Origin of the sequence: Streptomyces sp. NPDC059900 (genome assembly GCF_050270335.1) — a bacterium.
Classification (GTDB): domain Bacteria; phylum Actinomycetota; class Actinomycetes; order Streptomycetales; family Streptomycetaceae; genus Streptomyces.
In genome coordinates this window covers 1-2,184 of sequence record NZ_JBNNJZ010000732.1, presented here as the reverse complement: position 1 = coordinate 2,184, position 2,184 = coordinate 1, and the positions used below count along the sequence as shown (strand labels likewise).

At 68.1% G+C, this 2,184-nt stretch carries 2 protein-coding genes; one reads left to right on the top strand and one right to left on the bottom strand.

The genetic code is table 11. The annotated features are described in order from the left end of the window. Nucleotides 1–1,337: 1,337 nt before the first annotated feature. Entirely contained in the window at nt 1,338–1,706 is a 369-nt protein-coding gene (locus ACQKIP_RS42885) for a VOC family protein (protein ID WP_365861971.1), read from the bottom strand. Nucleotides 1,707–1,952: 246 nt separating this feature from the next. Between ACQKIP_RS42885 and ACQKIP_RS42880 the strand changes: the two genes are divergently transcribed. Continuing rightward, nucleotides 1,953–2,184: transposase family protein (locus ACQKIP_RS42880; protein ID WP_427745493.1), on the top strand; the 232-nt coding region annotated here is incomplete at its 3' end.

The window sequence follows — 2,184 nt, the reverse complement described above, 5'->3', positions numbered from 1 at the left end:
TAACGATCATGAGTCGGGGCGGTCACGGATGATGCCGCTCGAACGGGGGGCCGGCTGCGCAGTGCGCCGACGACGCGGACCAAGCGCCCACCGGTCCGTCCTGCGCGCCGCAGACCCGGGCGCGCCGGATGCATCGCTGACCTCGCAGGCCGTGTACGCCAGGAGCCCGCGGGAAGGGTGGCCCGGCACCGGCCGGTCGCCGACCTGGCAGGTGTGACGCCAGTTGTCCTAGTGATCGAAGACGTACCCGAACTGCGCGCCCTGCTCCAGCATGTCGGCGAGGCGCACGTGGCCGTGCCGACGTCGAGTTCCACGGCCGGGTCGTCGATCTGTGCGAAGCTCTGGGGCATTGGCAGATGCCGCTGCCTACGGCGCAGCTCGTGGCGGGGCGCGGTCGCTCCAGGTGTTGCGCAAACCTCATAACCCCAGCTGCGTCCAGCGCCGCATAACCCTGCGTCAGGACAGCGCCGGTCTCTCCCGGCCTTCCCGTAGAGACGGACCCGGTCCCCGCCGTCCGGTTTCCTGGCGCTGGGCGGGGCTGCGCTCTACTTCATGTGGCCTGCTCCGGCTCCCCCTGCCGCAGCTGCGCGAGCGGGGAGCAGCCTCGTGTACGAAACCCCGCTCCGTCGCCTCGGGGTCCACCCCCGCGCGCGCGGGGAGCAGCTCGTCGTGATCGCCTGGATCGGCTGGGCACCGGGTCCATCCCCGCGTGCGCGAGGAGCAGTCGGTGAGACCGCGCTCTGAAGGAGCTCGCCCCGGCGGGTGCGGTGAGGTCGTCATGATCGATGGCACCCTCAATCACTGCCCAGCGCTGCACCGGGAAGGCGAACGGCCCGAACTCCTCCGGCAAGCACCGCCGCCACGGCCTGCATGTCCTTGCCCTGACCGATCCTTGCCATGAGCGAAGTGCGGGGCCGGATGATCTGGATACCGTCCGACCCATCCGGCCACACCCACGACATCACCGCCACCCGCCGCGACCACCTCCTGGCCCACCTGCGTGCCGCCGGCCCTTGGCGCCCTGGCCACCCGGGGCTTTATCGGCCTGGACGACGACAGCGACGATCCCGCGGTCGCCACCGGCTACACGGCCTCCCGTGCCCGAAGGCTCACACCCGCCGAGGAGGCCAACCGGGTCCCGGCCGCCGGATGCGTCCCCGTCGAACGCAGCTGCGCCCATCTGAAGAACTGGCGAATCCTCACCAAGTTCCGTCCTACCCCCACCCAGGCCGCCCAAGTCCCGCTCGCTGTTCGTCCTGACGAACAGCGATGCCACCACCGGCAACTGTCCTCTGCCGCAGGCAACCCACGACCTGCACATACACCGCGCTACAGCATCACCGGACGAGGATCGGCTGAGTGAGGTTGACCGCATTGCCGTCCGGGTCGTCGATGTGGGCGACGCGCTGCCCCCAAGGCATGTCGTTGGGGCCGCTGCGAACTGAACCGCCCAACTCCTCCACCCGGCCGAGTGTCTCGTCGACGTCGTCGACCTCGATGCTCAACAGGATCCGCGGTGCCGCCTCGGTCCCCGGGTGCGCCTTGGCCACCACCCCGAGATCGGTGTCGCCGATGCGCAAGCCGAGGTAGAAGGCCGGGCCTTCCTCCGGTACCCGGAAGATCTCCTCGGCGCCGAACAACTGCGCATAGAAGCCGATGAGAGCGTCCTGGTCGGCTGTCAGGATCACTGGCTGGATGGTGGACATGGCACTCCTGTCGCGAACGGTGGTGTCGCTGGATGGACCGTTCGAGGACGCTGAAATCATCGGCCGGTCTTCAGGTAGTTCTCGAGCGCTCCGCCAGCCGACGAGTGGCTGTGGAGGTCTGAGCGGGCTCTGGTCCACTTCTTGTGGTCCGCGTACGCAGCGTGACTGTCGATCTTCTCGTGATGGTGGCTGAGTTCGCCCGAAAATCGCCCGGTACGTAGGCAGTGTGGTCGACAGTGCTGCGCCGTGAACGAAGTACGGCCGCAGCTCCAAGAGTTGCTTCTCTCCTCGGTGGAGGGCGTGTCTGTGGAGTCGGTCAAGGTGACCGACATGGTCGTGCAGGTCGAGGCCCTGAGCACTGCCACGCGGGCGGCATGCCCAGGTTGTGGGTGCTGGTCGGAGCGAATACATGGCTCCTACCTGCGATGTCCTCGTGATCTACCAGCAGCAGGAAAGCTCGTTGTGGTGGCGCTGAGGG